The organism is Bradyrhizobium sp. I71 (genome assembly GCF_022354745.1).
Taxonomy (GTDB): Bacteria; Pseudomonadota; Alphaproteobacteria; order Rhizobiales; family Xanthobacteraceae; genus Bradyrhizobium; species Bradyrhizobium liaoningense.
Genome location: NZ_CP059398.1, coordinates 840,567 through 867,038, shown reverse-complemented (window position 1 = coordinate 867,038; position 26,472 = coordinate 840,567). Strand labels below are relative to the sequence as shown.

Below are 26,472 nucleotides of genomic sequence, written 5' to 3'. Positions count from 1 at the left end.
TCATCCCGGCGGCATGCCCGCGAACGTCGCGAGGCCGTGGTCGAGGCGATCCCAGTCATGACCGCGCGCGGCGAAGGTGACTGCCTGCGGCCTGTAGCGGGCGGGCTCGTCGAGGCTTCCGGCGCGGATCGTGAACACGTCGGGATGCGCTGCGAAGGTCAAGTAGACAGGCGCACCGCATTGCGTGCAGAAGCCGCGCGTCTTGACGTTGCCGCTGTCGGCGACCATGTCCCAATGCTTCGCTTCGCCGGTCAGCGTGACGCCGGCGCGCGCGAATGTCGCGTACGAGCCATGGCCGCTGCCGCTTTCCCGCTGGCAGTCCCGGCACTGGCAGTGATTGCTGAACAGCGGCTCGCCGGAAATCGAATAGCGGATCGCGCCGCAGGCGCAGCCGCCGGTATAGGGCTTGTCCATCGCGATATCTCCCACTCACTCTTCGCCGCTGATCTCGTCGAGCTTGCGCACAACCTTCTTCCAGCCGCCGCTCATGACCGTGTAGGCCGACTCGTTCCTCGGCAGGACGAAGCCCGCATGGACCAGGCGGATCCGCGTGCCGCCTTCGACCGGCGTGAGCAACCACGTCACGACGGTGTCGAGCGGTGCGCCATAGCCGGCGTTGCGTTCATCGCCGCCCTTCCAGGCGTAGACAAGGCGGCGGTTTGGTACGACCTCCAGAACCCGGCAATGGATCACGCCGTCCCAGTTGCCGCCCGGCGTGGTCTGGAACGTGAAGCTGTTGCCTTCGACGGCCTCGAAGCCGGTCGGCTGCATCAGCCAGCGCGCGATCAACTGCGCGCTGGTCAGTGCCTTCCAGATCGTCTCGGGCGTGTGAGGGAAGACTTCGTCGATGACGATGTCCCTTGTTTCGGCTTTCAACGCGGCAGCACTCACGGATCGATCTCCTTCAAGAGGTCACGCAGGGTCTGGAAACGCTCGCGCCAGAAGACGCCGTAATGATCCATCCAGGTCACCAGGGGTTCGAGACCTTGCGGTGCGGCGCGGTAATAGACGTTGCGGCCCTCTGCGCGCTCGGCGACGAGACCGGCCTGCTTGAGGGACTTCAGGTGTTGCGAGATCGCGCCCTGAGTGACGCCGCTGCCGCGCGTCAGTTCGGCGACGCTGATCTCCGTGCTTTCGAACACGCGCTCGAACACGGCGCGCCGTGTCGGGTCGGCGAGGGCGCGCATCACGGTGGTGACGGGGTTTTGGGCGGCGTTGATCATGCCAATCTATTAGCATTAACTAATGCATTAGTCAATACTAATCTAATCGCAAGGGGCGGTCGCTCTCGTCGGGCTTGACTATGACTGACCAGTCAGTCATATATTTCGAATGACCAGGAAGCCGACCAAAGCCGCCTTGCCGCCAGCAACTCGCGCCAGTGCCGAGGGCCCTGCGCCCGCTCGCGGCGAAGAGGCGCCTGCCTCGAACCGCGCTACGCGCGCGGCGGAGCGGCGTGCGGCGATCGTGGAAGCGGCGATGGAGGAATTCATCGCGCGCGGGTTTGCGGCGACGCGGCTCGACGACATCGCCAAGCGCGCCGGCGTGGCAAAGGGCACGATCTACCTGCACTTCAAGGACAAGGAATCGATGTTCGAGGAGCTGGTGCGTATCGTCATCGTTCCCGTGGTCGCACGGCTGACAACGCTGCCGCCGCCGGCGGGCTCGGTGCGCGACCTGATCGAGGCTTTCGCGAGCAACTTCCTGAACGAGGTGATCGGCACGAGGCGCGGCGATCTGGTGCGCCTGATCGTGGCGGAGGGCCCGCGCTTTCCGTCCGTCGCCGACTTCTACTACCGCGAGGTCGTCTCGCGCGGGATCGCCGCCATGCGCGCGCTGATCGAGCTCGGCATCGCCCGCGGCGAGATCCGGCAGAAGGACCTCGCGCGCTATCCGCAGATCCTGGTCGCACCCGCGATGATCGCGGTGATCTGGCAGAGCCTGTTTGCGAGGCACGCGCCGCTGGACGCGCAAGAGATGCTGCGCGTCCATCTCGATCTGATTTTTGGCGAACGGAGCACGACATGACGTCGTCGCAGGCAATTTCAGTCTTGGCATTGGTCGTCGTGCTCGCAACCGGGCTTGCCGGATGCAAGGAAAGGCGCGATCCCGGCTTCCAGGGCTGGGTCGAGGCCGACATGATCTTCGTCAGCCCGGACGAAGCGGGGCGGGTCACCAAGCTCAACGTCCGCGAAGGCGACGAGGTCAAGGTCGGTGATGCCCTTTATTCCGTCGACGACGATCTCCAGCGCGCCGATCTCAACCAGAACAAGGCGACACTGGCGAACGCGCAGCAGACCTACGACCGGGCGGCCTCGCTGAGCAAGACCGGCTCGGGCACGCAGGCCAATCTCGATGCCGCCGTGTCGGCCTTGCGCGTCGCGGAAGCGCGGGTGGCGACGTCGGAGACGCGGATGGCGCGGCGCAAGGGCTTTGCGCCCGTCGCCGGCACCATTCAGCAGATCTATTTCCGCGAGGGCGAGATGGTGGCGGCGCAGCGTCCGGTGCTGTCGATCATGCCGCCCGGAAACATGAAGCTGCGTTTCTTCGTGCCGGAAGCCGAATTGCCCAAGCTCGCGATCGGCGACACGGTGCGCGTCTCGTGCGACAATTGCGCGGCCGACCTCACCGCAAAGATCTACTTCATCGCAACCTCGGCCGAATACACCCCGCCTGTCATCTACAGCCTCGATGAGCGCAGCAAGCTCGTCTATCTGATCCAGGCGCGGCCCTCTCGTCCGGATGCCTTGCGTGTGGGACAGCCGATCGACGTCTATCTCAATCCGAAGACACCCGTGGCGGACAAGCGATGAGTAGCGGCAACGGCATCGCGATCGACGTCAAGGGCCTGACCAAGTCGTTCGGCGGCCGCGAGGTCGTGCACGATCTGTCGATGCAGGTGAAGCGCGGCTCGATCTACGGCTTCCTCGGACCCAACGGCTCGGGCAAGACCACGACCATCCGCATCCTCTGCGGGCTGCTCACGCCCGATAGCGGCGAGGGCACCTGCCTCGGCTACGACATCCGTCGCGATGCCGAGAAGATCAAGCGCCAGGTCGGCTACATGACCCAGCGCTTCAGCCTGTACCAGGACCTCTCGGTGCGCGAGAACCTCGAATTCGTCGCGCGGCTCTATGGCGTCACTGACGCGCGCGGCGCCGCACGCGACATGATCAGGCGGCTCGGGCTCTCGGGGCGCGAGGAGCAGCTTGCGGGCGAGCTCTCCGGCGGCTGGAAGCAGAGGCTGGCGCTGGGGGCCTGCACGCTGCCCAATCCGCAATTGTTGCTGCTCGACGAGCCCACCGCCGGCGTCGATCCCAAGGCGCGGCGCGATTTCTGGAACGAGATCCACGCACTCGCCGCCGAAGGCCTCACGGTGCTTGTCTCGACCCATTACATGGATGAAGCCGAGCGCTGCCACGAGATCGCCTACATCGCCTACGGCTATCTGCTGGCGCACGGCACGGTGGAGGAGGTGATCGCGAAATCCGCGCTGACGACCTACACCGTCACGGGCGAAGCACTGAACGAGCTTGCGGCCGCGCTCGCGGGCAAGCCCGGGATCGACATGGTGGCGCCGTTCGGCAGCTCACTGCACGTTTCCGGCCGCGACGTCGCGGCGCTCGAAGGCAGCATCGCGCCCTGGCGCGAGAAGGGCGGACTGCGCTGGCAGAAGTCGCAACCGTCGCTCGAAGACGTGTTCATCGAGCTGATGGGGCGCTCCAAGGACAACTTCCAATGAGCGCCGTCGACCATCCCGCACCCCGACGCGAGATCCGCGAGCGCTTCGGCTTTCTGCGGCGCTCCTATGCGATGCTGGTCAAGGAGTTCATCCAGCTCAAGCGCGATCGCGTCTCGTTCGCGATGATCGTGATGTTGCCCGTGATGCAGCTGATGCTGTTCGGCTATGCCATCAACACCACGCCGCGCCATCTGCCGAGCGCCGTGCTGCTCCAGGAGGACTCCGATCTCGCCCGCTCGATCCTGAAGGCACTGGAGAACACCGCCTATTTCCGCTTCCTCTATGAAGTGCACGACGTCGACGATTTCGACAACCTGCTGAAATCCGGCAAGGTGCTGTTCGGTGTCGAGATCCCGCGCGGCTTCGAGCGGGCGGTGCGGCGCGGCGACAAGCCGGCGCTGCTGGTCGCCGCCGATGCCACGGACCCGGTCGCGGCGAGCGCGGCGATCGGTTCGCTCGGCATGGTCGTGCAGACCGCGCTCAAGCACGATCTCTACATCGGCGATCCCCCGGAGATGCCGTTCGAGATCCGCGCGCACGCGCGCTACAATCCGGCCGCGGCCTCCAGCCTCAACATCGTGCCGGGGTTGGTCGGCACCATCCTGACCATGACTATGCTGATCTTCACCGCGCTGTCGGTCACGCGCGAGGTCGAGCGCGGCACCATGGAGAGCCTGCTGTCGATGCCGATCAGGCCGGTCGAGGTGATGCTCGGCAAGATCATCCCTTACGTGCTGGTCGGCTTCGTCCAGGCCTTCCTGATCATCAGCATCGGCGTCGGCCTGTTCGGCGTGCCCGTGCTCGGCAACCTCGTCCTGCTGGCGCTGCTCTCGACGCTGTTCATCACCACCAATCTGTCGATCGGCTACACCATCTCGACCCTGGTGCAGAACCAGCTCCAGGCGATGCAGATGTCGATGATGTTCTTCCTGCCCAGCATCTTGCTCTCCGGCTTCATGTTCCCGTTTGCCGGCATGCCGGCGTGGGCGCAATATCTCGGCGAGGGCCTGCCGCTGACCCACTATCTGCGCATCGTCCGTGCCATCATGCTGAAGGGCGCGACCATGCAGAACCTGCACTTCGACACGCTGGCGCTGGCGGCCCTGATGCTGCTCGCCATGACCATCGCCGTGACGCGCTTCCGTCGCACGCTGGATTGAGGCAAACTGTCCTCGATGTCATTCCGGGACGCACGAAGCGTGAACCCGGAATCTCGAGATTCCGGGTTCACGCTGCGCGTGTCCCGGAATGACAAGGGGGGATGATGGTTCGTTTTGCGAGCAGGAAGACACGGCAGCATGCCGTCCTCTCAAAGGATTTCGAGCGCGAGCTGACGCGGGAAGTGCTGCGCACCGAGCTGTTGCGGGTGCGGGCGCTGATCCTGACGGGGTGCGTCATGATGTTGTTCCTCACCGCGATCTATTTGCTCGATCCCACTGTGGTGAACCGGGTCTGGCGCGGGACGGAAGGGATCATCCATGTCTACGGCCTTCTCCTCGGCTTCATCCTGTTCGAGGTCTGGGTCCACACCCAGATCAGGAAGAATCTCCGCCTCGATCGCGACCTGCCGGTGATCAGGCGCTATATCGGCGCGCTGATCGAGACCTCGCTGCCGACCGTCATCCTCATCCTGCAAATCCGGTCCATGGGCGCGAGCCAGGCTCTCGGTTTCGCAGTACCGCTCATGTACTTCATCTTCATCATCCTCTCGACTCTGCGGCTTGATTTCTGGCTTTCCACATTCACGGGTTTCGTGGCTGCCGCCGGGCTTCTGACGGCCGCGCTGTACTACAATCCGACGAGCGAGACCGGCGAGCCCCTGATCTACTTCCACGCCGTGCGCAGCGTGGTCATCCTGATCTGCGGCGTGCTGGCGGGTGCCGTCGGAGCGCAATTGCGGCGGCAATTCGCCGCGAGTATTGCGGCAGCGACCGCGCGCGACCGCGTGACGAACCTGTTCGGGCAGCACGTCTCCCCCCAGGTGGTGGAGCGGCTGATGGCCGCCGGAGCCAGCGCGGGCGGCGATCTCCGCCGTGTCGCGGTGATGTTCGTCGATTTCCGCGGCTTCACCGCCGGCGCGCAGTCGCGCACCCCGCAGGAGGTGGTCGATCGGCTCGACGGCGCCTTTGCGGTCCTGGTCGACATCCTCGATCGTCACGGCGGCATCGTGAACAAGTTTCTGGGCGACGGCTTTCTGGCGTTGTTCGGCGCGCCGCTGGAGGCCTCCGATGCCGCCCAGCGGGCGGTCGCCGCCGGCCGCGAGATGCTGATCGCGATGGACCGCATCAACGCACAGACGAGTTGGCCGCTTCGCATCGGCATCGGCATCCATTTCGGCGAGGTCGTTGCCGGCAACATCGGCTCGCCCCGGCGCAAGGAATACACCGTCATCGGCGATACCGTGAACTTCGCCTCGCGCCTGGAGGCGCTGAACAAGGAGTTCGGTTCGCAGCTCCTGATCTCCGCATCTGTGCGCGAGGCGCTGGGCGAGGACGGCAGCGACGCCGTCGCGCTCGGTGAAGTCGAAGTGCGCGGCTACGTGCAGAAGATGCGGGTGTTTCAGCTGGGGTAGCGCGCATCATGTGTCGCCGCACGCAGGTCTCTTCCATCATCGGCGATTGCTCCGATTGCTCCGAATTTTGGGACATGACGAGCGATGCAGCCGGCTTGTAGAGTGCCGGCGAAGCGGCCGGTCGCGGCCGTCACTTGCATGAGGAAGAGACGATGCAGCGCCGCTACATCACCGTCGACGTGTTCACCGATCGCGCCTTCGGCGGCAACCAGCTCGCCGTGGTGCTCGATGCCGGCGGGCTCTCGACCGCGCAGATGCAGTCGATCACCACCGAGTTCAACTATTCCGAGACGACATTCGTGCTGCCGCCGCGCGACAAGGCCAACGACGCGGAGGTACGCATCTTCACCCCGGTCCGGGAGCTGCCGTTCGCAGGCCATCCCAATGTCGGCACGGCCTTCGTGCTGGCGACGATCGCGAAAGAGTCGAAGCCGCGGCTGCTGTTCGAGGAGAAGGCCGGTCTGGTCCCGGTCGATATCGTGCGGGAGCAGGGCAGGGTGACCAGCGCCGAGCTCACCGCGCCACAGAAACTGGCGAGGCTTGCGCAGCTGTCCGCGGCCGACGTCGCTGCCTGCATTTCCCTGGCGGCGGATGACATCAAGACCGATCATCATGCGCCGCAAGTCGTCGGCGTCGGAACGCCTTTCGTGGTGGCGGAGGTGGGATCGCGCGAAGCCGTGCGCAGGGCCAAGCCCGACGCGGCAGCGTTTGGCCGGATGCTCCCGTGCGACGGCGCTTTCTCGGTCTACTTCTACACGCGCGACGTGCCGGCAGCGGAGGCGCCCTGCGAGCGTCAGGCGCGGATGTTCTTTCCCGGCGCAAGCGGCCTGATCGAGGACCCCGCCACCGGCAGCGCGACGGTCGCCGCCGCCGCGCTGTTCGCCGATCTCGATCCCACGCGTGACGGCGAATTGAAGCTCACCATCGGCCAGGGCTTTGACATGGGCCGTCCGAGCATGCTTCTCACCCGCGTGCGCAAGCAGGACGGCAAGATCGTCTCCGCCCATGTCGGCGGGAGCTGCGTGCAGATGATGGAGGGGACGTTCCGGCTGGTGGGGGAGGGTTGAGACTCCGTCCATCGTCATGCCCGGGCTTGTCCCGGGCATCCACGTCCTGACCACTGGGAAGAAGAACGTGGATGGCCGGGACGAGCCCGGCCATGACGGAGAAAGTCGTTCAGGCCTGCCGTCCCGCCAGATTCTTCACCGCCACCCCGTCGCGCTCCTCGATGATTTCCGCGATCATCTGGCGGTGGCAGTGGGTGTGGTCGCGCTCGTAGCAGAGCAGGCAGACGGGGCCGGCCTTCTTCACCAGCGCCGAGAGCTCGTCCATCTCTTCCCGCGCCTGCGGCGTTTTCAGGTGCTTTGCGTAGATTGTCTCCAGCACGTCGTACTGTCCGCTGCGGGCGGCGAGGCGGCCCTCTTTCGGCGTGCCGAGCGCGGCGAGATGGACATAGGCGATGCCGCGCTCGTCGAGGCCTGCCGACAGCTGCTTCTTGGAAAAGCCCGGCCGGCGCGATGACGTCACCGCGCGCACGTCGACCACGAGCTTGACGCCGGCCTCTTCCAGTTCGTCCAGCACGGCCTTCGGCGGCGTCTGCTCGTAGCCGATGGTGAAGAGCTTCCTCGCCTTTGCCATGTAGCCCTCAGCTCACCCGCGCGATCAGTTCCATGGCGCCGGCGGGCGCGCGCACCTTGCCCTCGTGGATGACATAGGCGAACACGTCCCGCGGCTCCTTCTTCGGCTTGCCCTTGTCGACCTTCGGAAGGTCGTCGGGTTCACCGCCCGAAGCCCAGTCCTGCAAGCGCTTGGCCCAGGCATCGAGCTGCTTCGGCGGATAGCAGGTCTTGATCTCGTCATTGCCCTTCTGGAGCCTTGCATAGACGAAATCGCCGGCGACATCGGCGATGGCCGGATATTTGCCGTGCTCGGCGAACACCACGGGCGTCTCGAACTCGCGGATCAGCGCGACGAAGTCCGGCGTGCAGAAGCTGTCATGGCGCACTTCCACGACATGGCGCAGCGCGCGCCCGTCGAGCTTGCGCGGCAACAGCTCGAGGAATTTTCCAAAATCGGCGCCGTCGAATTTCTTGGTCGGGGCGAACTGCCAGAGCACCGGCCCGAGATGGTCGCCGAGTTCCAGCACGCCGGAATCATAGAACCGCTTGATGGAATCGCCGGCCTCGGCGAGCACGCGGCGGTTGGTGGCGAAGCGCGGTCCCTTCACCGAGAACACGAAACCATCAGGAACTTCGCTCGCCCATTTGCGAAAGCTCTCCGGCTTCTGCGAGCCGTAATAGGTGCCGTTGATTTCGATCGAGGTCAGCTTCGAGGCGGCATAGGACAGCTCCTTCGCCTGCGCCAGCTTGTCCGGATAGAACACGCCGCGCCAGGGCTCGAAGGTCCAGCCGCCGATGCCGATGAAGATGTTGCCGGATTTTTTTGACGCGGTTTTTGCTTTGGCCACGGAATTTCTCGCATCGACGGGGAGGGACCCCATCCTAGTCAAACCAGTTGTGATTGGCCAGTTGGTCCACCCCGTCTAAGCTTGCGCCCGGACCCGCGAAAAAAGGAGAACAAGATGCGGATGCTGTCGGTGGGAGCCGCGCTCGTCATGATGACATCTGCTGCCATGACATGGCCCGCCTTGGCCGATGACGACGACGCGCGAAGCGCACAGAAGCTTGCCCAGCAGGGCCGCGACGATTACTGGCATTGCCTGGCGCGGGAATATTCGCGCGACTCCAATCAAGGCCTGTCGGAGCAGGATTTCGGCCGCTCGGTTGCGGGTGCCTGTCCATCGGAGCGGCAATATTACCGGGTCGCGCTGCTCGACTATCTCACCACGCAGTATCCGAACATCGATGCCGGCGCCCATCTCGCCACCGCGAACAGGGCGGTGGAGGCGGCGCAGAAGGACATCGTGATGGCCTTCGTCAAGCACCGGCCGCCCGCGAGATAGCGAGCAGGGAGTGGCGAATAGCGAATAGCGAATAGCGAATAGGGGCAGGAGGCCGGTTTCCCGACTCGCTACTCCCCATTCGCTATTCGCGCTTTTCGGCAGCTCTTCCGGCCGCGCGCTGATCCATGGTATCACTCGCCGCATCTGGAGCAGGGAAGGACTTGCATGTCGTCTGAGTCGATGGGGGGCATTCTGGGGGCGATCGTGGCGGCGATCGTGCTTGCGGCTGCCGTCGTGTTCGGGCCGATCGGCCAGTACGGCAAGCCGCCCAGGCCGGCGAAAGTCGAGCCGGCGGCGGCACCGGCCGCTCCCGCCGCGCCCGCGCCGCGCGGCCCGATAATCCGGGAAGTGCCCAACCAATAGGGCAGGAAACGAGCTTTCTGCCCCTTGCGAAGCGCTTCTGCCGTCCCCATCTAGCCTGTAACGGCGACGTCGAGCGAAGAGCTCCGTCGCTGGGACGACCTTGGAATAGCTCAGACCTGCGCCGGATGTACGCGCAGGTCCGCCGTTCCGGGGTCGTTGGCATTTTAGAACCCCTTTTCGGCCGTTCCCCAGAGACCCCGGCTTGGCAGCGCAGGACGCGGCGGATATACGCTGCCGTCATGAACGAAGCGATCAGACCCGGCGCCGACATCCCGCCGCAGGCTCAAGAGGGGCCGGAACTGTCGGTCATCGTCCCGACCTTCAACGAGCGCGACAACGTCACGGTGCTGTACCGGCGGCTGGAGGCGACGCTCGCCAATATCGCGTGGGAAGTCGTGTTCGTCGACGACAACTCGCCCGACGGCACCTGGGACGTCGTGCGCGCGCTGGCGCAGCGCGACAGCCGCGTGCGCTGTGTCCGCCGCATCGGCCGTCGAGGCCTCTCGGGCGCCTGCATCGAGGGCATCCTCGCCTCGAGCGCTCCCTATGTGGCCGTGATCGATGCCGACCTCCAGCACGACGAGACGCAGCTGCCGAAGATGCTGTTGCTCCTCGCCAGCGATCAGGCCGACCTCGTGGTCGGCAGCCGCTACATCGAGGGCTACAAGAGCGAAGGCTTCAACAAGCAGCGCGCCGGAGCCAGTGCGCTCGCGACCGAGGTCGCCAGGAAGATGCTGCGGGTCGAGATCGCAGATCCCATGAGCGGCTTCTTCATGATTCGCCGCGACCGTTTCGAGCAGCTCGCGCCAAAGCTCTCCGTGCACGGCTTCAAGATCCTGCTCGACGTCGTCGCGAGCGCGCACGGCAGCTTGCGCGCTGTCGAGATCCCCTACACGTTCGGCGCCCGCCAGCACGGCGAGAGCAAGCTCGATTCCATGGTCGCACTCGATTTCCTGGGTCTCGTGCTGGCCAAGCTGACCAACGACATCGTCTCGCTGCGCTTCATCCTGTTCGCCATGGTCGGCGGCATCGGCCTCGTGGTGCACTTGACCACGCTGTTCATCGCGCTTCAGCTGTTCAACGCGCCGTTCGCGGAGGCGCAGGCCGCCGGCGCCATCGTCGCCATGACCAGCAATTTCATCCTCAACAACTTCCTCACCTATCGCGACCAGCGGCTGAAGGGCTTTGCGCTGCTGCGCGGTCTCATCGCCTTCTACATCGTATGCAGCGTCGGCCTGCTCGCCAATGTCGGCGTCGCCTTCTCGGTGTACGACCAGGAGCCGATCTGGTGGCTGGCCGGCATGGCCGGCGCGCTGATGGGCGTGGTGTGGAACTACGCGATGTCCGGACTGTTCGTCTGGCGCAAGAAATAGCACGCGATGGGCGGGGTCGACGCGCGGATCGTCCGCAACACCGCGCTGCTGATTCTCGCGCTGATCGGATTGCGGCTCGTTGCGGCCGCATTCACGCCGATCACGTTCGACGAAGCCTATTACTGGATGTGGTCGAAGAATCTGGCGGGCGGTTATTACGACCACCCGCCGATGGTCGCCTATGTGATCCGCGCCGGCACCATGATTGCCAGCGATACCGAGCTCGGCGTCCGCCTCGTCTCGATCCTGCTGGCGCTGCCGATGAGCTATGCGGTCTATCGCTCTGCCGCGATCCTGTTCGGCGGCGCGCGCGTGGCCGCGACCAGCGCCATCCTGCTCAACGTGACGCTGCTGGCCTCCGTCGGCACGCTGATCGTCACGCCCGATGCGCCGCTGCTGGTCGCCTCCAGCTTCGTGCTGTTCTTCCTCGCCAAGGTGCTGGAGACCGGCCGGGGCGCCTGGTGGCTCGCAGTCGGTGCGGCGGTTGGCGCGGCACTGCTGTCGAAATACACCGCGATGTTCTTTGGGCCGGCGATCCTGATCTGGCTCGCGGCCGTGCCGAAGCTCAGGCGCTGGTTTCTCTCGCCCTGGCCCTATCTCGGCGGCCTCGTTGCCTTGGCGCTGTTCTCGCCGGTGATCCTGTGGAATGCGGACCATCAATGGGTCTCGTTCACAAAGCAGCTCGGCCGCGCCAGGATCGAGGACTTCCGCCCCGTCTTCATCGCCGAACTGATCCCGACCCAGATCGCGTTCGCGACGCCGCTGGTCTTCATCCTCGGCGCGATGGGCCTGCACGCGCTGACCTGGCGGCGCGCCGGCGCGCTGGCCTCGCGCGTGCTGATCGAGACGATGTTCTGGACCATCGTCGTCTATTTCATCTGGCATTCGCTGCATGCCCGCGTCGAAGCCAACTGGTTTGCGCCGGTCTATCCGCCTTTCGTCATCGCCGCGGCGGCCGCCGCCAACCTCGTGCAGTGGAAGCCACGCCAGCGGCGCCTGGTCGATTTCTGCCTGCGCTGGGCGGCGCCAACAGGCATCGTGATGTTTGCAGCCCTGATCGTGCAGGCCAATACCGGCTGGCTGTCCGGATATCGCCGCGATGCCACGGTGCGCAGCGTCGGCGTCGGCTGGCGCGAGCTTGCCGCCGAGATCGAAGCGGTGCGCGTGCGCAGTGGTGCGACCTGCGTGCTGGCGCAGGACTACGGCACCACGGGCTGGCTCGCATTCTATCTGCCGCGCGGCACCTGCGTTGCGCAGCAGACCCAGCGCATCCGCTGGGTCAACATGCCCGAGCCCGATCCCAGGCTGCTCGCCGGCAAGCTGCTCTATGTCGACGAGCTGCGCCATGAAGGCCATCCAGCCCTCAATGCCCTCTTTGCGCAGGTGACGCAGATCGTGCAATTGCAGCGCAAGCGCGGGCCGCTCGTGGTCGAGACCTACGGCATCGACCTGCTCGAGGGCGCCAAGGGCGAGGTGCTGGATCGCTCGCCGCCGCCGGAAGCGCGGTAGCGGGCCTCAGCCGATCATCTCGGCCTTGGTCGAGGCCTGACCCGGCCCATCCCGGTCGCGCCAGAACCAGACCGTCACGATGCCGGAGCGGCCGCGGACCTGGGCGAGCAGGGGGCCGGACAGGACGCCGTCGGGAGCGCCGCTGAAATCGGCAGTGTCGAGCAGCGTATCGCTCAGCGCGAGCTGCGCATCGTTCTGGGCGGCAATCTCCATCAGACGGCTTGCGACATTGACGGTATCGCCTGTCGCCGTGATGTGCTGATGGCTTTCGCCGAGCCGGGACGCGACGATCGGGCCGCAATGCGCACCGATCTTGAAACCGAGCTGACCTGCGATCGCCGGCGGCAGCGAAGCGATCCAGCGTTCGAGGCCGCGATGCAGATCGATCGCGCATTTCAGCGCGCGCGCCGCGTCGTCGGGCATCGCGTGCGGCAGCCCGAACAGGATCATGGCGCCGTCGCCGAGAAAGCCGGTGATCATGCCGTCGCAAGCGATCGCGGCCTTGTCGATCAGTGCATGAAACGCCTTCAGGAGAGTCCTGAGTTCGTCCGGATCGATCCGCTCGCTCAGTCCGGTGAAGCCGGAGAGATCGACGAAGACCACGGCTGCATCCTGCCGGACAGGCTTCGACAGGAAGTTCGGATCTCGCGCCAGCCACTCCTGCAGCGCCGGAGCCTGGAATTGCGCAAGCGACCTGCTCTTGGCGGCAAAATATTGCGTGCGGCGGCCCCCGGCCCACAGCTGCACGCCGGCAAAGACCGCAACCGGCGGCATTGCCGCGGCGAGCGTGGTTGCGGCGTTCAGCCAGACACCGTGCGTGAACGCGAACAGGTTGACCCCGGCCCAGGCGATCATCACCGCGGCCGCCGTCATGATGCCCAGCGCGCTACGCCGCCAGGCGAGCAGCCCGACCAATAGCATCGGCAGCAGGATCGCAGTGAGCGCGTCGGCAATACGGACCCTGCGGTCGCGCACCATGGCATCGCCGGCGACGAGATGCGTGATCGCGGTCGAGACCACCTCGACGCCGGGCATCAGGGAATCGAAGGGCGTCGGATAGAAGTCTCCGCCGCCGGCGACCGAGGCGCCGATCACGACGATCCGGTTCTCAATCGCCGCGCGATCGAGCGTGCCGTCGAAGATGCTCTGTGCGCTGACGGTACGGATCGTGCGGCGCGGGCCGTAATAGGTGATCGGCAATGCCAGATCGCCGTCGGTCGGCACCGCGCGATCGCCCAGCATGAGATGGTCCGGCGCGACCGTCAGCGGCTGGTCGAGCGCGCGGGCCGCGACGCGCAAGGGGAAGGACAGCTCGACCTTGTCGCGCGTCCGGAACAGCATCGGCACCGAGAGCGGTGAGCCCGATTGTCCCGTCGCGACGTTGACGACGCCGACCTCGGCGTGTTCGGCGAATGCGGGCAACGGCTGCAGGAAGCGCTCGGCCTGCGGCAGAACGGTGAGGGGACCTTCGCTGCTCGGATCCACGGTTTCGCTGGCGGAGGGGAAGATCGCCGCGGCGGCGAGCACCATGGGACCGGTGGCGAGCGTGCTGGCGAGCGTGGCATCGCCGATCGCAGCGCTGCGGTCGACGAGCAGGAGATCAATCCCGATGACCTTCGGCTTGAACTGCACGATGGTATCGACGACACGGGCGAGATCGGCGCGCGGCAGCGGATAGCTGCCGCCGCGCTTCACCACGGTGTCGTCGATCGCGACGATGGTGACGAGGTCGGGTGGACGCCGCACGCCGCGGGCTTGCGTGCGCCAATCCGTCAGCGTGGCTTCGAGGCGGTCGAGAAAGCGCAGACGGCCGTTGGCGTGCGCGGCAAAAATGCCCGCTCCCCACAGCGCGGTGAGGACGAGTGCCACCAGGATCTGAACGCGTCGGCTGCGCATGCGCTCGTTCTGCAATCTTCTATCGTCCAAATCTCGTAGGCGAGCGTCGTTGACCCGGTCTTATTGTCCGAGTCTTGCCATGAGCGCGTCGACGCGCGGCTGGCCCCAGGTCTTGACGGTCAACGGGCCGGTTGCCTCGACATCGACGCCTTCGCCGGGTCCAAGCACGACGCCGCGTCCACGAGCCCTTCGGGTCACGCCGACCCGGCCGTCTGCGACGAACACTGAGGTCTTGGCGTCAGCGACATCGACCGCCCATTTCGTGCCGCGCACCGCGGCGATCGCTTGCGGCGTCAGCACCTTGAACGGATTGCCCCGCAGCTTCCGGGGCACCTCGACCAGCAGGGCTTTGCTGCTCAACTCCACGGAGTCTATATGTCCGTCGCGGTTGGCGTCCTTAAGTTCAAATCTGGCGCCATTTTCCGCAACGATGGTGATGCCGTTGTCGCAGCGCCAGGTCTGCGTCCCGGCAGCCGACGGCGATGCCGTACAGCCCAAATTGGCACCAGGCTGCGCAGTCGCAGATCCAATCAACAGAAACAACCCCGCCAGGGCGAAAACCCCTGAGCGCGCGATCCCTCTCATGCCAGCCTCCGTTTGCGTGCACGGCACAGTTCAGGGCAAATCGATACGGTACCGTATGACGCGCAGAGGCTGCTGAAAAGTGCCGAGGTAGGAGCTACTTTCTCGCGGCGGCGATTACCAGAACCGACGTGATCAACTTTCGGTCACGGCGCCGTGCCGCGTGAGGGCGCAGGGCCGATGGACGCCGGGCCCACCAGCCTCGCGCAACGCTTCCGCGCTACGGTCAGGGCCGGTTGGCGACCACGAAAATGACGTTGTTGGGTGTCTCGTGGTTGCGGCCGCAAGCGTCGAAGTCCTGACGTAAACCGGTCGAGAAACATGGTTAACAGATGCGACTAAGTCCGTAGTTCTGCGGGCTTTTTTCTCAAAACGGGACAGCGTTGACGCGCTGCCCCATATCCGCCCGAACTTAATCTGCATTTAACTAAAAGTCGCCTTAATGACGCTCCGACCCTCTGCGAGATGCTGTTCCCGGATCGTGACCAGCGGCACTTTGAAGGGGGACCGAGTGACACCGTCCTGGACGCAAGGCGAATGAGTACGAGTATCGCTGCGCAAAGTATCGCGGCACGGAAGTCCAAAAATCCTGGCAAGAATTCTCTTCGGAAGCCTTCCCGGAAAATGACCACGGCCAATTGGCTGGGCACCGCGGCGGTCGGCTGCGTCCTGATGGGCGCCGGCTGGATCGTTTACAGCAACATTCTCGGCGCGAGCGTCTACCCCACCGTCGGCAGCATCGGCTACGACGAGCCGGTGGTCAGGCGCGCGCCCAAGGTCGTGCTGCGCGAGGCCGGCGAGGCCATCAGGGAAACCTTCGCGCTGCTGCCCGACCGGCTCCAGGTCGCAGTCCCGATCTCGCGCGAGATGTTCAACGAGCGCTTTGCCGCGGCCGCGACGCAGGGCGTGCCGTCGAATGCGGCGAGCGCAGTGCCCCCGACCCAGGTTGCGCTGGCCAAGGAGACGTCGAAGGACGCCCCGAAGCAGAGCGTGGTCGCGAGGGTCGCCGACGCGCTGAAGCCGGCGGCCAAGACGGCTGACAAGACCGCTGACAAGACCAAGCGGGCGCCGGATGCCCAGATGCAGCTGGCCTCGGCCGATCCGGCCCAGATCGTGCCGGCGCCCGAGGCGCAGCCGAAGTCGTTCGCCGATCGCGCCAAGGCCGCGGTGATGTCGATCACCGGACCGCGCCAGTCGATGGTGGAAAAGCTCTGGGGCAAGCGCGAGCCGTCCGGCGGGCTGCTCGCCTACGCCTCGGCGGATGCCAGCGTGACCGCGTCCATCGCTCCGAAGGAGCAGAATCCGATGTTCGGCGGCGCGCCGCCCTATGAGCGCGATACCGCGGTGTACGACATCACCGCCAAGGCGGTGTATCTGCCCGACGGTACCAAGCTCGAGGCGCATTCGGGCCTCGGCTCCAATCTCGACGATCCGCGCTCCTCGAAGATCCGCATGCGCGGCGTGACGCCGCCGCACATCTACACGCTGAAGCCGCGCGAGGCGCTGTTCCACGGCGTGCCGGCGCTGCGCCTGACCCCGATCGGCGGCGAGAGCGCGATCCACGGCCGCGACGGCCTGCTCGCGCACACTTTCATGCTCGGGCCGAACGGCGACTCCAACGGCTGCGTGTCGTTCAAGGACTATTACGCGTTCCTCGACGCCTATCGCAACAAGGGCATCCGCAAGCTCGCGGTGCTGGCGCGGGTGGAGTGAGGCGCAGCGCGCCTCACCGCTTTCTGCACGATCAGCGCTTGACGAAAACAAGATTGCAGGGGCGCGCCTCGTTGCGCTTGCCGCTGCCGCGGGTGCGATCGAACTGCGCATCGACCGTGAAGGCGTAAGGCGAGCCCGGCGCGAGGTTGTTGAGCGTGTACGCGCTTGCTCCGGTCGTTCCGCGCGCGCTCAACGTCGTCTTGCCGTCGGCCGGGATCTGGCCGTCGATCTCCAGGCGGTTGACGTCCTTGCCCTGAGCCTCGGCGTGAAACACGCCGTTGGCGACGGTGGCGACCAGGGGCCTGGTGAAACCCTGCGCTTTGCCGGTGGGCGGGCAGTTCAGGGTCACGTCCCAGTGGCCGTCGAAATCATTGCTGCCGGTGGTTCTGGCATTGCCGCTCGGTGCTACCGCCACCTTCTGCTTCAGGCTGTCGATCCGCGCCTTGGCGAGGCCGGCGAAGCTGCAACTCGAAAATCGCGCCAGATGATCCTCGAAGACGCTGACGGTGCCGATGCCGTCCGCTGCCTTCCAATGGGCCTCCGCGGCCGCGCAAGGGTCGGGCCGCGGCGCGGCTTGCGGCGCCGCGGGGGCGACTGTGACCGCGACCGGACCGTTCAGATAGAACTTGCCGATGATCGACAGTGACAGCTCCGGCAGCTGGGTCTTGCCGCTGGCATCATAGACGTCGCTGCTGATGTCGCGAAAGACGTCGCCGATCTCCTGCGGCTCCTCGATGTGCTTCAGGAACGCCGTCGTGTAGGGGCTGTTGCGGCCGACGCCGTCGGCGGCGACCTGGCCTGATTGCGTCGAGAACGACACGATGGTGCCGCGCGGCGCCTCGACCTTCGACAGACCGCGTCCGATCGAGGCGGCCCGCGTCGTGCCGGCGGAGCGTTTGAGCGTTTCTGCCAGTGGATTGTCGCGGCAGGAATCGAGCACCAGGATGCGCAGGTTCTTGGCCTGCTGCAGGTCGTTCACGATGTCGTCGACCCGGACGAAACGCTTGAGGTCCGCTTCATCGGTCAGCGAGGCGTCGACGGGCATCAGATAGTTCACGCCGTTGTACTGCATCGCATGGCCGCTGTAGTAGAACAGGGCGACGTCGGCTCTGCTCGCCGCGCGCGCGAAGCGGATGGTCAGGTCCTGCATGTCGGCCTGGCGCAAATCGACGCCTTGGATCACCTCGAAGCCGCTGCGCCTCAGCGAAGCCGCCACGTCCTCGGCATCGTGCGACGGGTTGGGGAGCCGCGCCGTCGAGGCATAGGCGCCGTTGCCGATGACGAGCGCGACCCGCGTCTCGGCTGATGCAGGACCAAGGCCGAGCCAGCAGGCGAGGAGGGCCAGGGAGAATCCGGGCAGGTGAAGACCTGAAAGAGCGCGCATGAAAACCGTCCGGGAAATATTGAAAAATATCTCCCAGATTAGTGCATGCCGCGCCGGCATCAATGCCCTCGCGACGGGGCGATCGGATCCGCCGGCCGTGACATCCTGTCACGCAGCGCTGGCCGCGACGGTCTTGCGCAGCGCCATCTCGGTCGCGATCGCCTCCCGCACGGCGGGGCGCGCCTGCATGCGCGCGAGATAGGCCGACAAGGACGGCCATTGCGCGATGTCGACTCCCGCGGGACGCAGCAGCAGCAGGGCCCAGGTGAGGTGCGCATCGGCCACCGTGAAGCTGTTGCCGACGAGGAATTCGCGCTGCGCCAGATGCGCAGATGGCACCGACAAGGTCTGCATGATCCTTGCGCGCGGCTTGGCGAGCGAGCCGTCGTCCTTGTACCAGAAGGTCGGAAACAGGAATGCCTTGTGAATCTCGGCGCCGACGAAGCTCAGCCATTCCTGGAGGCGATAGCGATCGGGATCGCCGTTGTCAGGCGCAAGGCCTGCCTGCGGCTTCAGGTCCGCGATGTATTGCAGCACGGCCGCGCTCTCGGTCAGCCGTTCGCCGTTCTCCAGCACCAGGACCGGCACCGCACCCTTCGGCGACAGGTCGCGGAAATCGCTGCCGTCGTCCACGATCCGCTTGGTCCAGATATGGGCGAGGTGATACTGCGCCTCGATGCCGGCCTCCATCAGCGCGATGCGGCTCGAGAGCGAGCAGGCCATCGGGAAGAAATAGAGCTGCAGCATCGCATGCTCCATCAAGTCAGTGCTTCGGCTTGCGCGATGATCGCGAAGCGGTCCGACAATTCGGCCAGCGCGACCTGATGGATCGTCCGGGCGTCCAGCGTGCCGCCGCGGCCGTCGGGCAGGTCGCGGGTGGCGCAGGCATCGGCCGCGATCGTCGTGCGCAGGCCGAGATCGAGCGCGGCGCGGGCGGTCGAGGAGACGCACATGTGGGTCATGAAGCCGGCCAGCACGATGTTCTTGCGTCCGGTTGCGGCAAGGTGCGCTTGCAGATCGGTGCCGGCGAACGAGTTCGGCAGCGCTTTCTCGATCACGGGCTCGCTCGCGAGCGGTGTCAGGCGCTCGACGATCGCGCCGCGCGCGGCCTCGCGGTCGAACAGGCCGCCGGCGCGGCCCTTGTGCGCGACATGGAAGATCGCCGCGCCGCTCTCCCGTGCCCGTGCCAGCAGGCGCGCCGCCGCGGCGATCGCGGGCTGTGCATCGGGCAGGGCCAGCGGACCGGCGCAATATTCGTTCTGGAGGTCGATCAGCACGAGGCAGGCCTCTTTGAGCTTCGGCGGATTGAGATCGGCGCCGGCAAGTTCGAGCAGGGTCTTTGGAGCGGTCATGGCGGTCAGCCTTTCTCAGGATGTCGGATGACGTAACCCTAGCGCAGCCGTGACCTGCCATTGTGCAGGAATATTGTGCGGCATATGGCTGCAAATTTGCAGGATACGCCATCGCCTGCTAGGCTCGCGGAATGAACTGGGACGATCTGCGCATCATTGCCGCGGTGAGGGACGAGGGCACTTATGCCGGCGCCAGTGCGCGGCTGCGCATCGACGAGACCACCGTCGGCCGCCGGCTCGCGCGCATCCAGCGCGATCTCGGCGTGCCACTGTTCGATGCGGTGGACGGCCAGCGCCGGCCGACGCGCCACTGCGAGGCGGTGCTCGAACATGTCGGCGCGATGGCGGCGCATGCGGCGGCGATCGACCGCATCAAGGACACTCAATCCGGCCCGGTCGGCCGGCTGCGCATCGCCTCGACCAATGCGGTCGCCGAAGAGCTGCTGGCGCCGCATGCGGCCAGCTTCCTGCGCGATCACCCGGGGCTGACGCTGCAATTCCTCACCTCCAGCGGCAACGTCAAGTTCTCGCGCTGGCAGGCCGATCTCGCCATCCGCCTGCGCAAGCCGGAGAAGGGCGACTTCACCATCTCCAAGCTCGGCGACGTCAGGCTGTATTTCTTCGAGCCCGCGGACCGCTCGGGCGGCGAGCCCATCGCCTGCGTCTATCCGGACGAGCTCGACACCATTCCGGAGGCGCAGTTCCTGCGCGCGAAGCGGCTGACGAACGTGCGCTGCGTCACCGACAATGTTCGGATCATCCGGACCATGATCCAGTCGCATCAGGCCATCGGCGTGCTGCCGGAGCACAGCTGCACCGCGTTGCTCGCCGACCGCAGCCTGCGTGCCACGCTGCTGTCGAAACGGCGCGACGTCTGGCTCCTGGTGCAGAACCACCTCAAGCGCGACGCAGCGACCCGCGTGACGATCGACTGGGTCAGGCACTGCTTCAAGGACGTCCCGCAGCTCTGAGGCCGGACGACGTTCAAGGCCTTCGCATTGAACGCAGTCCGCGCGACGTGCGACAAAGATCGCGGAGCCGGGATTGCGCGCGCGCCAAGGTTGCGCAATCTCGTGACGAGACTTGACCGGGGCAAGCGCATGACCACTCTTTCGCAGACGATCCGGCCCTCGACAGCCCAGTCGCGGGAATGGAAGGCGATTCTCATCCTGATCCTCATGGTCCCGGTGCTGTGGTCGCCGCTGCTCCTGTTTCGCTTCGTCCTGTACCAGCCGTTCAGCATCCCCTCGGGTTCGATGACGCCGGCGCTGGTGGTCGGCGACTACGTCTTCGCCGCCAAATACGCCTACGGCTACGGCCGCTATTCCTTCCCGTTCGCGCCGTCCTGGATCTCGGGTCGCGTCCTTGCCGCCGATCCGGAATACGGCGACATCGTCGTGTTCCGGACGGCGAAGGACAATTCGGTCGACTACGTCAAACGCGTGGTCGGGCTGCCCGGCGACCGCATCCAGATGCGGCAGGGCCGGCTCGTCCTCAACGACCGTCCGGTGACGCGCGTCGCCCTGGAGACGAAGCTCGCCGGCTCCACCTGCGGCGTCGACGAGGGCGCCACCGTCAAGCGCTGGCGCGAGACGCTGCCGAACGGCGCGTCCTATGTCACCCACGACTGCGCCGACGACGGTTTCCTCGACAACACCGCCGTCTTCACGGTGCCGCCGGGCCACTTCTTCGTGCTCGGCGACAACCGCGACAATTCCACCGACAGCCGCATGTCGACGTTCGGCTTCGTGCCTATGGACAACCTGATCGGCAAGGTGACGCGGATCATCTGGTCGCTCGACGAGGACGGCGAGCCGCACTTCGAGCGGCTGGGAAAGGTGGAGTGAGGCTTGCTCCGTCATTCCGGGGCGGCGCGCAGCGCCGAGCCCGGAATCCATAACCACAGGCGGACGGAATGGCCCGCTGTGCCTGTCGCCCGTAAGAACGAGTGCAAGAAGTGGCGGCGGGATTGGAAGACTCGGTAGTCGAGGATCGGAATTTGGACCGGGCTGATTTCCATCCCGGATAACCAACTGAGGTTCGTGATTATGGATTCCGGGCTCGCGCCCAAGAGGGACGCGCCCCGGAATGACGAAGGGAGAGGGTTTGCCACAAACAAAAACCCCGGCATCGCTGCCGGGGTTTCGCATGTCTCGACTGTGCCTGAGAGGCTGGACCTTAGAAGTCCATGCCGCCCATGCCGCCGCCGGGGGGCATCGCCGGGCCGGCGCCGCCCTTCTTGGGCAGCTCGGCGACCATGGCTTCCGTGGTGATCAGGAGCGCGGCAACGGAGGCAGCGTTCTGGATCGCGGTGCGGACCACCTTGGTCGGGTCGATGATGCCCTTCTTGACGAGGTCGGCATATTCGCCGGTCTGGGAGTCGAAGCCGTAATTGTAGGCCTTGTTCTCCAGGATCTTGCCGACGATCACCGAGCCGTCTTCACCGGCGTTGATCGCGATCTGGCGGGCGGGAGCCGACAGCGCCTTGCGCACGATCTCGACGCCGGTCTTCTGGTCGTCGTTCTTGGTGCGCAGGCCCTTGAGCTGCTCGGAGGCACGGAGCAGGGCGACGCCGCCGCCCGGGACGATGCCTTCCTCGACAGCCGCGCGGGTCGCATGCATCGCGTCATCAACGCGATCCTTGCGCTCCTTCACCTCGACCTCGGTCGCGCCGCCGACGCGGATCACCGCGACGCCGCCCGCGAGCTTGGCCAGACGCTCCTGGAGCTTCTCACGGTCGTAGTCCGAGGTGGTCTCCTCGATCTGCGCCTTGATCTGGGCCACGCGCGCCTCGATGTCGGCCTTCTTGCCGGCGCCGTTGACGATCGTGGTGTTCTCCTTGTCGATCATCACCTTCTTGGCGCGACCGAGCATGTTGAGCGTGACGTTCTCCAGCTTGATGCCGAGATCTTCCGAGATCGCCTGGCCGCCGGTCAGGATCGCGATGTCCTGCAGCATGGCCTTGCGGCGATCGCCGAAGCCCGGAGCCTTGACGGCCGCGACCTTGAGGCCGCCGCGCAGACGGTTCACGACCAGGGTCGCGAGGGCTTCGCCTTCGACGTCCTCGGCGACGATGACCAGCGGCTTGCCGGTCTGCACCACGGCCTCGAGCAGCGGCAGCAGCTCGTTCAGCGAGGAGAGCTTCTTCTCGTTGATGAGGATGTAGGCGTCGTCCATCTCAACGCGCATCTTGTCGGCGTTGGTGACGAAGTAGGGCGAGATGTAGCCGCGGTCGAACTGCATGCCTTCGACGACGTCGAGCTCGGTCTCGAGCGACTTGGCTTCCTCGACGGTGATGACACCCTCGTTGCCAACCTTCTTCATGGCGTCGGAGAGGAACTTGCCGATCTCCTGGTCGCCGTTGGCCGAGATGGTGCCGACCTGGGCGATCTCGTCGTTCGAGGTGACCTTCTTGGAGTTCTTCTGGAGGTCCGCAACGACCGCCTCGACCGCGAGGTCGATGCCGCGCTTGAGGTCCATCGGGTTCATGCCGGCGGCGACCGACTTGGCGCCTTCACGCACGATCGCCTGGGCCAGCACGGTGGCGGTGGTGGTGCCGTCGCCGGCCGCGTCAGCGGACTTGGAGGCGACTTCGCGCACCATCTGGGCGCCCATGTTCTCGAACTTGTCCTCGAGCTCGATCTCCTTGGCGACGGTGACGCCGTCCTTGGTGATGCGGGGAGCGCCGAACGACTTGTCGAGCACGACGTTGCGGCCCTTCGGGCCGAGCGTGACCTTCACAGCGTTGGCGAGAATGTCGACGCCGCGCAGCATCTTGTCGCGCGCATCAACCGAGAATTTGACTTCTTTGGCTGCCATCTGGATTTTTCCTTGGAATGATTTGACTGGAGGGAGAGGGGGCTCTTAGGCCGCCTTCTTCTTGGACTCGCTGACTTCGAGAACGCCCATCACGTCGCTCTCCTTCATGATCAGCAGGTCCTGGCCGTCGATCTTGACCTCGGTGCCGGACCACTTGCCGAACAGCACGCGGTCGCCGACCTTCAGGTCAATCGGGATCAGCTTGCCGGACTCGTCGCGGCCACCCGGGCCAACGGCGACGATTTCGCCCTGGGAGGGCTTTTCCTTGGCAGTGTCGGGAATGATGATGCCGCCAGCGGTCTTCTCTTCTGCGTCGATGCGCTTGACCACGACGCGGTCGTGAAGCGGACGGAATTTCATGCAGTCCTCCTAAGCAATTGCACGTGTTGAGGATTTTGAGATTGTTAGCAGTCGTTGCCCGCGAGTGCTAGCACAGGCGAGGCTGAGATAAGCCAGGAATTTTGCGGGGGCAAGGCCTTCTAGCAGAAAAATTAGCACCCGAAAGCACGGACTGCCAGAATCTCTTTGCCATCGTTAACCGGCGTCGGGCCCGTATTAGCACGGAGCTGCATCTGCTGCTAAAGCATTGAATTTCAACAGCTTGTTAAACTTTTAGGCTTGAGATGGGTTGTCAGTTTGCGTCACATTTCTCTCATGTGAGCGCATCGTTTCCGGGTGGCTCCCGGGGCACCGAGCAAGCCACCCCCCGAATGCGCTCCTGCAAAGGAGGTTTGGCATGGGACTGCGGAGTGGGGGCGTTTCCGAGGATTTCCGGAAACAGATGCTGGGCTACGGACTGACGACGGCGCAAATTCTCTATCGGATGCCGGATCATCCGTCGCTGCTCCAGACCTACGTCTGGCAGAACTACGACATGTTTCCGAAATTTCCGGCGCTGAAGGATTTCCTGGCGTTCTGGCAGGAAAAGCTCGACGGCCCCCTGCATTCGGTCACGGTGGCGCATTCCAAGCTGATCAAGCCGGCCGAGCTGTGCGCCGTGGACGGCGTGTTCCGGCTGCATTGAGTGAGCAGAGATTAGCCGCCGCCGCTGCAGTAGCGTGTCCACATCGCGCGATAGGCGTCGTCTACGGCTTGCGCATATGAGATGGGGTTGCCGGCGGCCGCAGCGTTGATCTGTGCGGGCAGTTCGCGGCGCAATCGATCGAGATCGCCGATCCGCGCCGCGCGGCCGACTGCGATCTCGACATATGCCTCATCGCTGTCTGCGACCCAGTCCGGCAAGCCAAGCGCGGTGAGGATGGCGCCGGCGGCACGGCTGGGCAGACTGTTCCCGAGCTTCGCCACCACGGGCACCCCCATCTGCAGGGCTTCCAACGTGCTGACGCCGCCGTTCTGCGGGAACGGGTCGAGCGCAATGTCGATGCGATTGAACGATGCCAGATGTTCGCTCCGCAAGGTGGCTCCGAGCAGATCGACGCGTTCGGCCGTCAATCGACAAGCCGCAAATCGCGCCAGCAGCTTGTCGCGAACCAGCTGATCGTCCAGCGCAACATCCTTGATCAGCAGTCGCGAGCCAGGGAGCCGCGCGAGAATCCTGGACCAGACTTCCGCGGCCTCGTCCGAAATCTTGCTGATGCGGTTGAAGACACCGAACGTGACGAAGCCGTTCGAGACAGCCGGCGCCTGCGCCCGCGCAATCCCGGCCGGCAGCGGCGCCAGCGTCACGAAGCATGGCAGGTCGACGACGGTCTCCGCAAACAAATGCCGAACCGCGGCAGGAATCGCGACCGGGTCCGAGAACAGATAATCGATCGTCGGCAGCCCGGTGCCGGTGCCGTGGCCCCAGCCGTGCACCTGGATCGGTGCCGGCTTGCGCGCAAACACGCCGAGGCGGTTTCCTCTGGTGTGGCCGGACAGGTCGATCAGGATATCGACGCGATCGGCGCGAATCTGAGCGGCGAGGCGCTCGTCGGTCCATTGCGCGGCGTCACGCCAGCGATCGGCGATCCCCTGAAATTCGCTCGTCGTTGCATCCGCTTTGGACGAGCAGGAGTAGCACACGATCTCGAACTGCGCGCGGTCATGGTGTTGCAACACCGGCTTGAAGATGAACGCGGCCGAATGCGCGTTGAAATCCGACGAGACATAGCCAAGCACCAGACGCCGATCCGGATCGCGGCCGTTGTCATGAGATGCCGCCGCTTCTGCAGCGATCTTCGCGCCGATCCGCTCCCACCACACTTGCCGCGCTTGCTGATGCTGTTCGACGCTGGCGTCCGCGACGAAATCGAGCGTGAATATCTTGCTGGAAATCGCGCTCTGGAGGTCAGGCCGGATGTCGAGAGCTCGGTCGAAGCTGGCGAGGGCTTCGTCGACCCGGCCAAGTCCGGCGAGACAAAGGCCCAGCACCAGGTGAGCTTGAGCGGAATCGGGAGCGATCGCGAGAGCCCTCTCACAATCGGACAATGCCTCGGCAATTCGATGGGTCTGGAGCAGGACATTGGCGCGCCAGAGCCACCCGTTCACATCCTCGGGTGCCAGGGCGATTGCCCGATTGCAATCCGCCATGGCCTCGTCAAATCGCTGAAGCTCCCGCAATGCGACGGCGCGGTTCGCCAGTGCTGCGGCATAGTCGGGCTTGATCGAGAGCGCGCGATTCAGGCTTGTGAGAGCCTCGTCATAGTTGCGCAGACGGCAGAGCGCAGAGCCCCGGCCGTTGTGGGCTTCGGCGAGGTTTCCGTCCATTGCGAGCGCCCGATCGTAGCTCTCGAGCGCTTCGAGGTGCAGATCAAGCGCCGCGCTTGCATTGCCGAGATTGGACAGGGCCAGGGCGTAGTTGGGCTTTAGGGCGAGTGCCTTTCGATAGCTTGCTCGGGCCTCATCGTGGCGTTTCAGCCCGTTGAGCGCGACGCCCAGGCCCATGTGAGCTTCGGCAGATCGTGGATCCACGGCAACCGCCCGGCTCAGTAGAATTTCAGCCTGCTGATAGTTCCTGGCATCGGACTCCAGAATGCCGAGCATATGCAGCGCGATGAATTGATCGGGCGCGATCTGCAGCAGTTGTCGATAGGCGGCCCGAGCCTCGGACAGAAGTCCCTTCTTGTGCAACTCGAGTGCGCGCCCGAGCAATGGCAGCACTTCGGCCTTCTGCCGTTTCTGAAGCCGGGCATTCTGAAATGCACGCTGACCGACGCTGCTGCCCATGAATCAATTCCCCCAGATACCCGGGCGAGATTAATTCAGC

Annotated in this window: 27 protein-coding genes; 14 read left to right on the top strand and 13 right to left on the bottom strand. The window is 65.2% G+C overall.

What is annotated here, in order from left to right:
• The 3 genes from FJV43_RS04355 to FJV43_RS04345 are packed head-to-tail and all read right to left on the bottom strand — an operon-like array spanning window position 1 to window position 1,223.
• The gene (locus FJV43_RS04355; RefSeq protein ID WP_239624895.1) at window positions 1–414 is read right to left on the bottom strand and encodes a GFA family protein; all 414 of its coding nucleotides are present in this window, start codon (window positions 412–414) and stop codon (window positions 1–3) included.
• A 15-nt stretch (window positions 415–429) separates the two neighbouring features.
• Entirely contained in the window at window positions 430–891 is a 462-nt protein-coding gene (locus FJV43_RS04350) for an SRPBCC domain-containing protein (RefSeq protein WP_239624894.1), read from the bottom strand.
• Window positions 888–1,223: a metalloregulator ArsR/SmtB family transcription factor gene (locus FJV43_RS04345; RefSeq protein WP_239624892.1), complete on the bottom strand. Its 336-nt coding sequence runs from the start codon at window positions 1,221–1,223 to the stop codon at window positions 888–890. Before FJV43_RS04345 ends, FJV43_RS04350 begins: the two co-directional genes overlap by 4 nt.
• Before the next feature lie 109 nt (window positions 1,224–1,332).
• Between FJV43_RS04345 and FJV43_RS04340 the strand changes: the two genes are divergently transcribed.
• The 6 genes from FJV43_RS04340 to FJV43_RS04315 all read left to right on the top strand — a co-directional run bounded on the left by FJV43_RS04340 (window position 1,333) and on the right by FJV43_RS04315 (window position 7,381).
• The gene (locus FJV43_RS04340; protein ID WP_239624890.1) at window positions 1,333–2,028 is read left to right on the top strand and encodes a TetR/AcrR family transcriptional regulator; all 696 of its coding nucleotides are present in this window, start codon (window positions 1,333–1,335) and stop codon (window positions 2,026–2,028) included.
• Entirely contained in the window at window positions 2,025–2,813 is a 789-nt protein-coding gene (locus FJV43_RS04335) for an efflux RND transporter periplasmic adaptor subunit (RefSeq protein ID WP_239624889.1), read from the top strand. The genes FJV43_RS04340 and FJV43_RS04335 overlap by 4 nt, the downstream gene beginning before the upstream one ends.
• On the top strand, window positions 2,810–3,742 hold the full coding sequence (locus FJV43_RS04330; RefSeq protein WP_239624887.1) for an ABC transporter ATP-binding protein: 933 nt from the start codon (window positions 2,810–2,812) through the stop codon (window positions 3,740–3,742). Before FJV43_RS04335 ends, FJV43_RS04330 begins: the two co-directional genes overlap by 4 nt.
• Entirely contained in the window at window positions 3,739–4,902 is a 1,164-nt protein-coding gene (locus tag FJV43_RS04325; RefSeq protein WP_239624885.1) for an ABC transporter permease, read from the top strand. The genes FJV43_RS04330 and FJV43_RS04325 overlap by 4 nt, the downstream gene beginning before the upstream one ends.
• Before the next feature lie 104 nt (window positions 4,903–5,006).
• Entirely contained in the window at window positions 5,007–6,314 is a 1,308-nt protein-coding gene (locus FJV43_RS04320; protein WP_239629312.1) for an adenylate/guanylate cyclase domain-containing protein, read from the top strand.
• Between the two features lie 152 nt (window positions 6,315–6,466).
• The gene (locus tag FJV43_RS04315; RefSeq protein WP_239624883.1) at window positions 6,467–7,381 is read left to right on the top strand and encodes a PhzF family phenazine biosynthesis protein; all 915 of its coding nucleotides are present in this window, start codon (window positions 6,467–6,469) and stop codon (window positions 7,379–7,381) included.
• A gap of 109 nt (window positions 7,382–7,490) precedes the next feature.
• Here FJV43_RS04315 and FJV43_RS04310 read toward each other — a convergent pair whose 3' ends face one another.
• On the bottom strand, window positions 7,491–7,952 hold the full coding sequence (locus tag FJV43_RS04310) for a DUF488 domain-containing protein (protein ID WP_239624882.1): 462 nt from the start codon (window positions 7,950–7,952) through the stop codon (window positions 7,491–7,493).
• 7 nt (window positions 7,953–7,959) lie between these two features.
• Window positions 7,960–8,781: a DUF72 domain-containing protein gene (locus FJV43_RS04305; protein ID WP_239624880.1), complete on the bottom strand. Its 822-nt coding sequence runs from the start codon at window positions 8,779–8,781 to the stop codon at window positions 7,960–7,962.
• A gap of 114 nt (window positions 8,782–8,895) precedes the next feature.
• On the opposite strand from FJV43_RS04305, the gene FJV43_RS04300 reads away from it, so the two are divergent.
• From FJV43_RS04300 to FJV43_RS04285, 4 genes are all read left to right on the top strand, one after another.
• Window positions 8,896–9,276 (top strand): hypothetical protein, encoded by a 381-nt coding sequence (locus tag FJV43_RS04300; RefSeq protein ID WP_239624878.1) that lies wholly within the window; start codon window positions 8,896–8,898, stop codon window positions 9,274–9,276.
• 165 nt (window positions 9,277–9,441) lie between these two features.
• On the top strand, window positions 9,442–9,639 hold the full coding sequence (locus FJV43_RS04295) for a hypothetical protein (RefSeq protein ID WP_239624876.1): 198 nt from the start codon (window positions 9,442–9,444) through the stop codon (window positions 9,637–9,639).
• A 239-nt stretch (window positions 9,640–9,878) separates the two neighbouring features.
• Window positions 9,879–11,012: a glycosyltransferase family 2 protein gene (locus FJV43_RS04290; protein ID WP_028177350.1), complete on the top strand. Its 1,134-nt coding sequence runs from the start codon at window positions 9,879–9,881 to the stop codon at window positions 11,010–11,012.
• Window positions 11,013–11,018: 6 nt separating this feature from the next.
• The gene (locus tag FJV43_RS04285) at window positions 11,019–12,521 is read left to right on the top strand and encodes a glycosyltransferase family 39 protein (RefSeq protein WP_239624875.1); all 1,503 of its coding nucleotides are present in this window, start codon (window positions 11,019–11,021) and stop codon (window positions 12,519–12,521) included.
• Between the two features lie 6 nt (window positions 12,522–12,527).
• Here the strand turns inward: FJV43_RS04285 and FJV43_RS04280 are convergent, their stop codons facing one another.
• Both FJV43_RS04280 and FJV43_RS04275 read right to left on the bottom strand, forming a co-directional pair.
• Complete coding sequence (locus FJV43_RS04280; protein ID WP_239624873.1) at window positions 12,528–14,417, bottom strand: adenylate/guanylate cyclase domain-containing protein; 1,890 nt, start codon at window positions 14,415–14,417, stop codon at window positions 12,528–12,530.
• Window positions 14,418–14,477: 60 nt separating this feature from the next.
• Window positions 14,478–15,002, bottom strand: a complete 525-nt coding sequence (locus FJV43_RS04275) for a FecR domain-containing protein (RefSeq protein WP_239624871.1) — start codon at window positions 15,000–15,002, stop codon at window positions 14,478–14,480.
• A gap of 621 nt (window positions 15,003–15,623) precedes the next feature.
• On the opposite strand from FJV43_RS04275, the gene FJV43_RS04270 reads away from it, so the two are divergent.
• A complete protein-coding gene (locus tag FJV43_RS04270) occupies window positions 15,624–16,712 on the top strand; it encodes a tlde1 domain-containing protein (protein WP_239624869.1) in 1,089 nt (362 codons plus the stop codon).
• 31 nt (window positions 16,713–16,743) lie between these two features.
• Here the strand turns inward: FJV43_RS04270 and FJV43_RS04265 are convergent, their stop codons facing one another.
• From FJV43_RS04265 to FJV43_RS04255, 3 genes are all read right to left on the bottom strand, one after another.
• Window positions 16,744–18,096 (bottom strand): caspase family protein, encoded by a 1,353-nt coding sequence (locus FJV43_RS04265; RefSeq protein WP_239624867.1) that lies wholly within the window; start codon window positions 18,094–18,096, stop codon window positions 16,744–16,746.
• Between the two features lie 108 nt (window positions 18,097–18,204).
• A complete protein-coding gene (locus FJV43_RS04260; RefSeq protein WP_239624866.1) occupies window positions 18,205–18,843 on the bottom strand; it encodes a glutathione binding-like protein in 639 nt (212 codons plus the stop codon).
• A gap of 11 nt (window positions 18,844–18,854) precedes the next feature.
• Complete coding sequence (locus tag FJV43_RS04255) at window positions 18,855–19,448, bottom strand: cysteine hydrolase family protein (RefSeq protein WP_239624864.1); 594 nt, start codon at window positions 19,446–19,448, stop codon at window positions 18,855–18,857.
• A gap of 131 nt (window positions 19,449–19,579) precedes the next feature.
• On the opposite strand from FJV43_RS04255, the gene FJV43_RS04250 reads away from it, so the two are divergent.
• Complete coding sequence (locus FJV43_RS04250) at window positions 19,580–20,419, top strand: LysR family transcriptional regulator (RefSeq protein ID WP_239624862.1); 840 nt, start codon at window positions 19,580–19,582, stop codon at window positions 20,417–20,419.
• Window positions 20,420–20,548: 129 nt separating this feature from the next.
• The gene (lepB, locus tag FJV43_RS04245; protein WP_239624860.1) at window positions 20,549–21,295 is read left to right on the top strand and encodes a signal peptidase I; all 747 of its coding nucleotides are present in this window, start codon (window positions 20,549–20,551) and stop codon (window positions 21,293–21,295) included.
• A gap of 331 nt (window positions 21,296–21,626) precedes the next feature.
• Here lepB and groL read toward each other — a convergent pair whose 3' ends face one another.
• Together groL and FJV43_RS04235 are read right to left on the bottom strand one after the other, a co-directional pair.
• Window positions 21,627–23,267, bottom strand: a complete 1,641-nt coding sequence (groL, locus tag FJV43_RS04240; protein ID WP_035696468.1) for a chaperonin GroEL — start codon at window positions 23,265–23,267, stop codon at window positions 21,627–21,629.
• 45 nt (window positions 23,268–23,312) lie between these two features.
• On the bottom strand, window positions 23,313–23,627 hold the full coding sequence (locus tag FJV43_RS04235) for a co-chaperone GroES (protein ID WP_028137285.1): 315 nt from the start codon (window positions 23,625–23,627) through the stop codon (window positions 23,313–23,315).
• Between the two features lie 376 nt (window positions 23,628–24,003).
• On the opposite strand from FJV43_RS04235, the gene FJV43_RS04230 reads away from it, so the two are divergent.
• The gene (locus tag FJV43_RS04230) at window positions 24,004–24,291 is read left to right on the top strand and encodes an usg protein (RefSeq protein ID WP_239624858.1); all 288 of its coding nucleotides are present in this window, start codon (window positions 24,004–24,006) and stop codon (window positions 24,289–24,291) included.
• 11 nt (window positions 24,292–24,302) lie between these two features.
• On the opposite strand, the gene FJV43_RS04225 is transcribed toward FJV43_RS04230, so the two are convergent.
• Window positions 24,303–26,432 (bottom strand): tetratricopeptide repeat protein, encoded by a 2,130-nt coding sequence (locus FJV43_RS04225; protein WP_239624857.1) that lies wholly within the window; start codon window positions 26,430–26,432, stop codon window positions 24,303–24,305.
• Window positions 26,433–26,472 lie beyond the last annotated feature (40 nt).

Excerpts from the sequence above, each read along its gene's own strand:
- FJV43_RS04345 (WP_239624892.1), bottom strand. The coding sequence starts at position 1,223 with ATGATCAACGCCGCCCAAAACCCCGTCACCACCGTGATGCGCGCCCTC.
- FJV43_RS04255 (WP_239624864.1), bottom strand. The coding sequence starts at position 19,448 with ATGACCGCTCCAAAGACCCTGCTCGAACTTGCCGGCGCCGATCTCAAT.
- FJV43_RS04250 (WP_239624862.1), top strand. The coding sequence starts at position 19,580 with ATGAACTGGGACGATCTGCGCATCATTGCCGCGGTGAGGGACGAGGGC.
- FJV43_RS04310 (WP_239624882.1), bottom strand. The coding sequence starts at position 7,952 with ATGGCAAAGGCGAGGAAGCTCTTCACCATCGGCTACGAGCAGACGCCG.
- lepB (WP_239624860.1), top strand. The coding sequence starts at position 20,549 with ATGACCACTCTTTCGCAGACGATCCGGCCCTCGACAGCCCAGTCGCGG.
- FJV43_RS04285 (WP_239624875.1), top strand. The coding sequence starts at position 11,019 with ATGGGCGGGGTCGACGCGCGGATCGTCCGCAACACCGCGCTGCTGATT.
- FJV43_RS04330 (WP_239624887.1), top strand. The coding sequence starts at position 2,810 with ATGAGTAGCGGCAACGGCATCGCGATCGACGTCAAGGGCCTGACCAAG.
- FJV43_RS04325 (WP_239624885.1), top strand. The coding sequence starts at position 3,739 with ATGAGCGCCGTCGACCATCCCGCACCCCGACGCGAGATCCGCGAGCGC.
- FJV43_RS04225 (WP_239624857.1), bottom strand. The coding sequence starts at position 26,432 with ATGGGCAGCAGCGTCGGTCAGCGTGCATTTCAGAATGCCCGGCTTCAG.
- FJV43_RS04270 (WP_239624869.1), top strand. The coding sequence starts at position 15,624 with ATGACCACGGCCAATTGGCTGGGCACCGCGGCGGTCGGCTGCGTCCTG.
- FJV43_RS04265 (WP_239624867.1), bottom strand. The coding sequence starts at position 18,096 with ATGCGCGCTCTTTCAGGTCTTCACCTGCCCGGATTCTCCCTGGCCCTC.
- FJV43_RS04315 (WP_239624883.1), top strand. The coding sequence starts at position 6,467 with ATGCAGCGCCGCTACATCACCGTCGACGTGTTCACCGATCGCGCCTTC.
- FJV43_RS04335 (WP_239624889.1), top strand. The coding sequence starts at position 2,025 with ATGACGTCGTCGCAGGCAATTTCAGTCTTGGCATTGGTCGTCGTGCTC.
- FJV43_RS04355 (WP_239624895.1), bottom strand. The coding sequence starts at position 414 with ATGGACAAGCCCTATACCGGCGGCTGCGCCTGCGGCGCGATCCGCTAT.
- FJV43_RS04290 (WP_028177350.1), top strand. The coding sequence starts at position 9,879 with ATGAACGAAGCGATCAGACCCGGCGCCGACATCCCGCCGCAGGCTCAA.
- FJV43_RS04295 (WP_239624876.1), top strand. The coding sequence starts at position 9,442 with ATGTCGTCTGAGTCGATGGGGGGCATTCTGGGGGCGATCGTGGCGGCG.
- FJV43_RS04235 (WP_028137285.1), bottom strand. The coding sequence starts at position 23,627 with ATGAAATTCCGTCCGCTTCACGACCGCGTCGTGGTCAAGCGCATCGAC.
- FJV43_RS04340 (WP_239624890.1), top strand. The coding sequence starts at position 1,333 with ATGACCAGGAAGCCGACCAAAGCCGCCTTGCCGCCAGCAACTCGCGCC.
- FJV43_RS04275 (WP_239624871.1), bottom strand. The coding sequence starts at position 15,002 with ATGAGAGGGATCGCGCGCTCAGGGGTTTTCGCCCTGGCGGGGTTGTTT.
- FJV43_RS04260 (WP_239624866.1), bottom strand. The coding sequence starts at position 18,843 with ATGCTGCAGCTCTATTTCTTCCCGATGGCCTGCTCGCTCTCGAGCCGC.
- FJV43_RS04230 (WP_239624858.1), top strand. The coding sequence starts at position 24,004 with ATGGGACTGCGGAGTGGGGGCGTTTCCGAGGATTTCCGGAAACAGATG.
- FJV43_RS04320 (WP_239629312.1), top strand. The coding sequence starts at position 5,007 with ATGGTTCGTTTTGCGAGCAGGAAGACACGGCAGCATGCCGTCCTCTCA.
- FJV43_RS04280 (WP_239624873.1), bottom strand. The coding sequence starts at position 14,417 with ATGCGCAGCCGACGCGTTCAGATCCTGGTGGCACTCGTCCTCACCGCG.
- groL (WP_035696468.1), bottom strand. The coding sequence starts at position 23,267 with ATGGCAGCCAAAGAAGTCAAATTCTCGGTTGATGCGCGCGACAAGATG.
- FJV43_RS04300 (WP_239624878.1), top strand. The coding sequence starts at position 8,896 with ATGCGGATGCTGTCGGTGGGAGCCGCGCTCGTCATGATGACATCTGCT.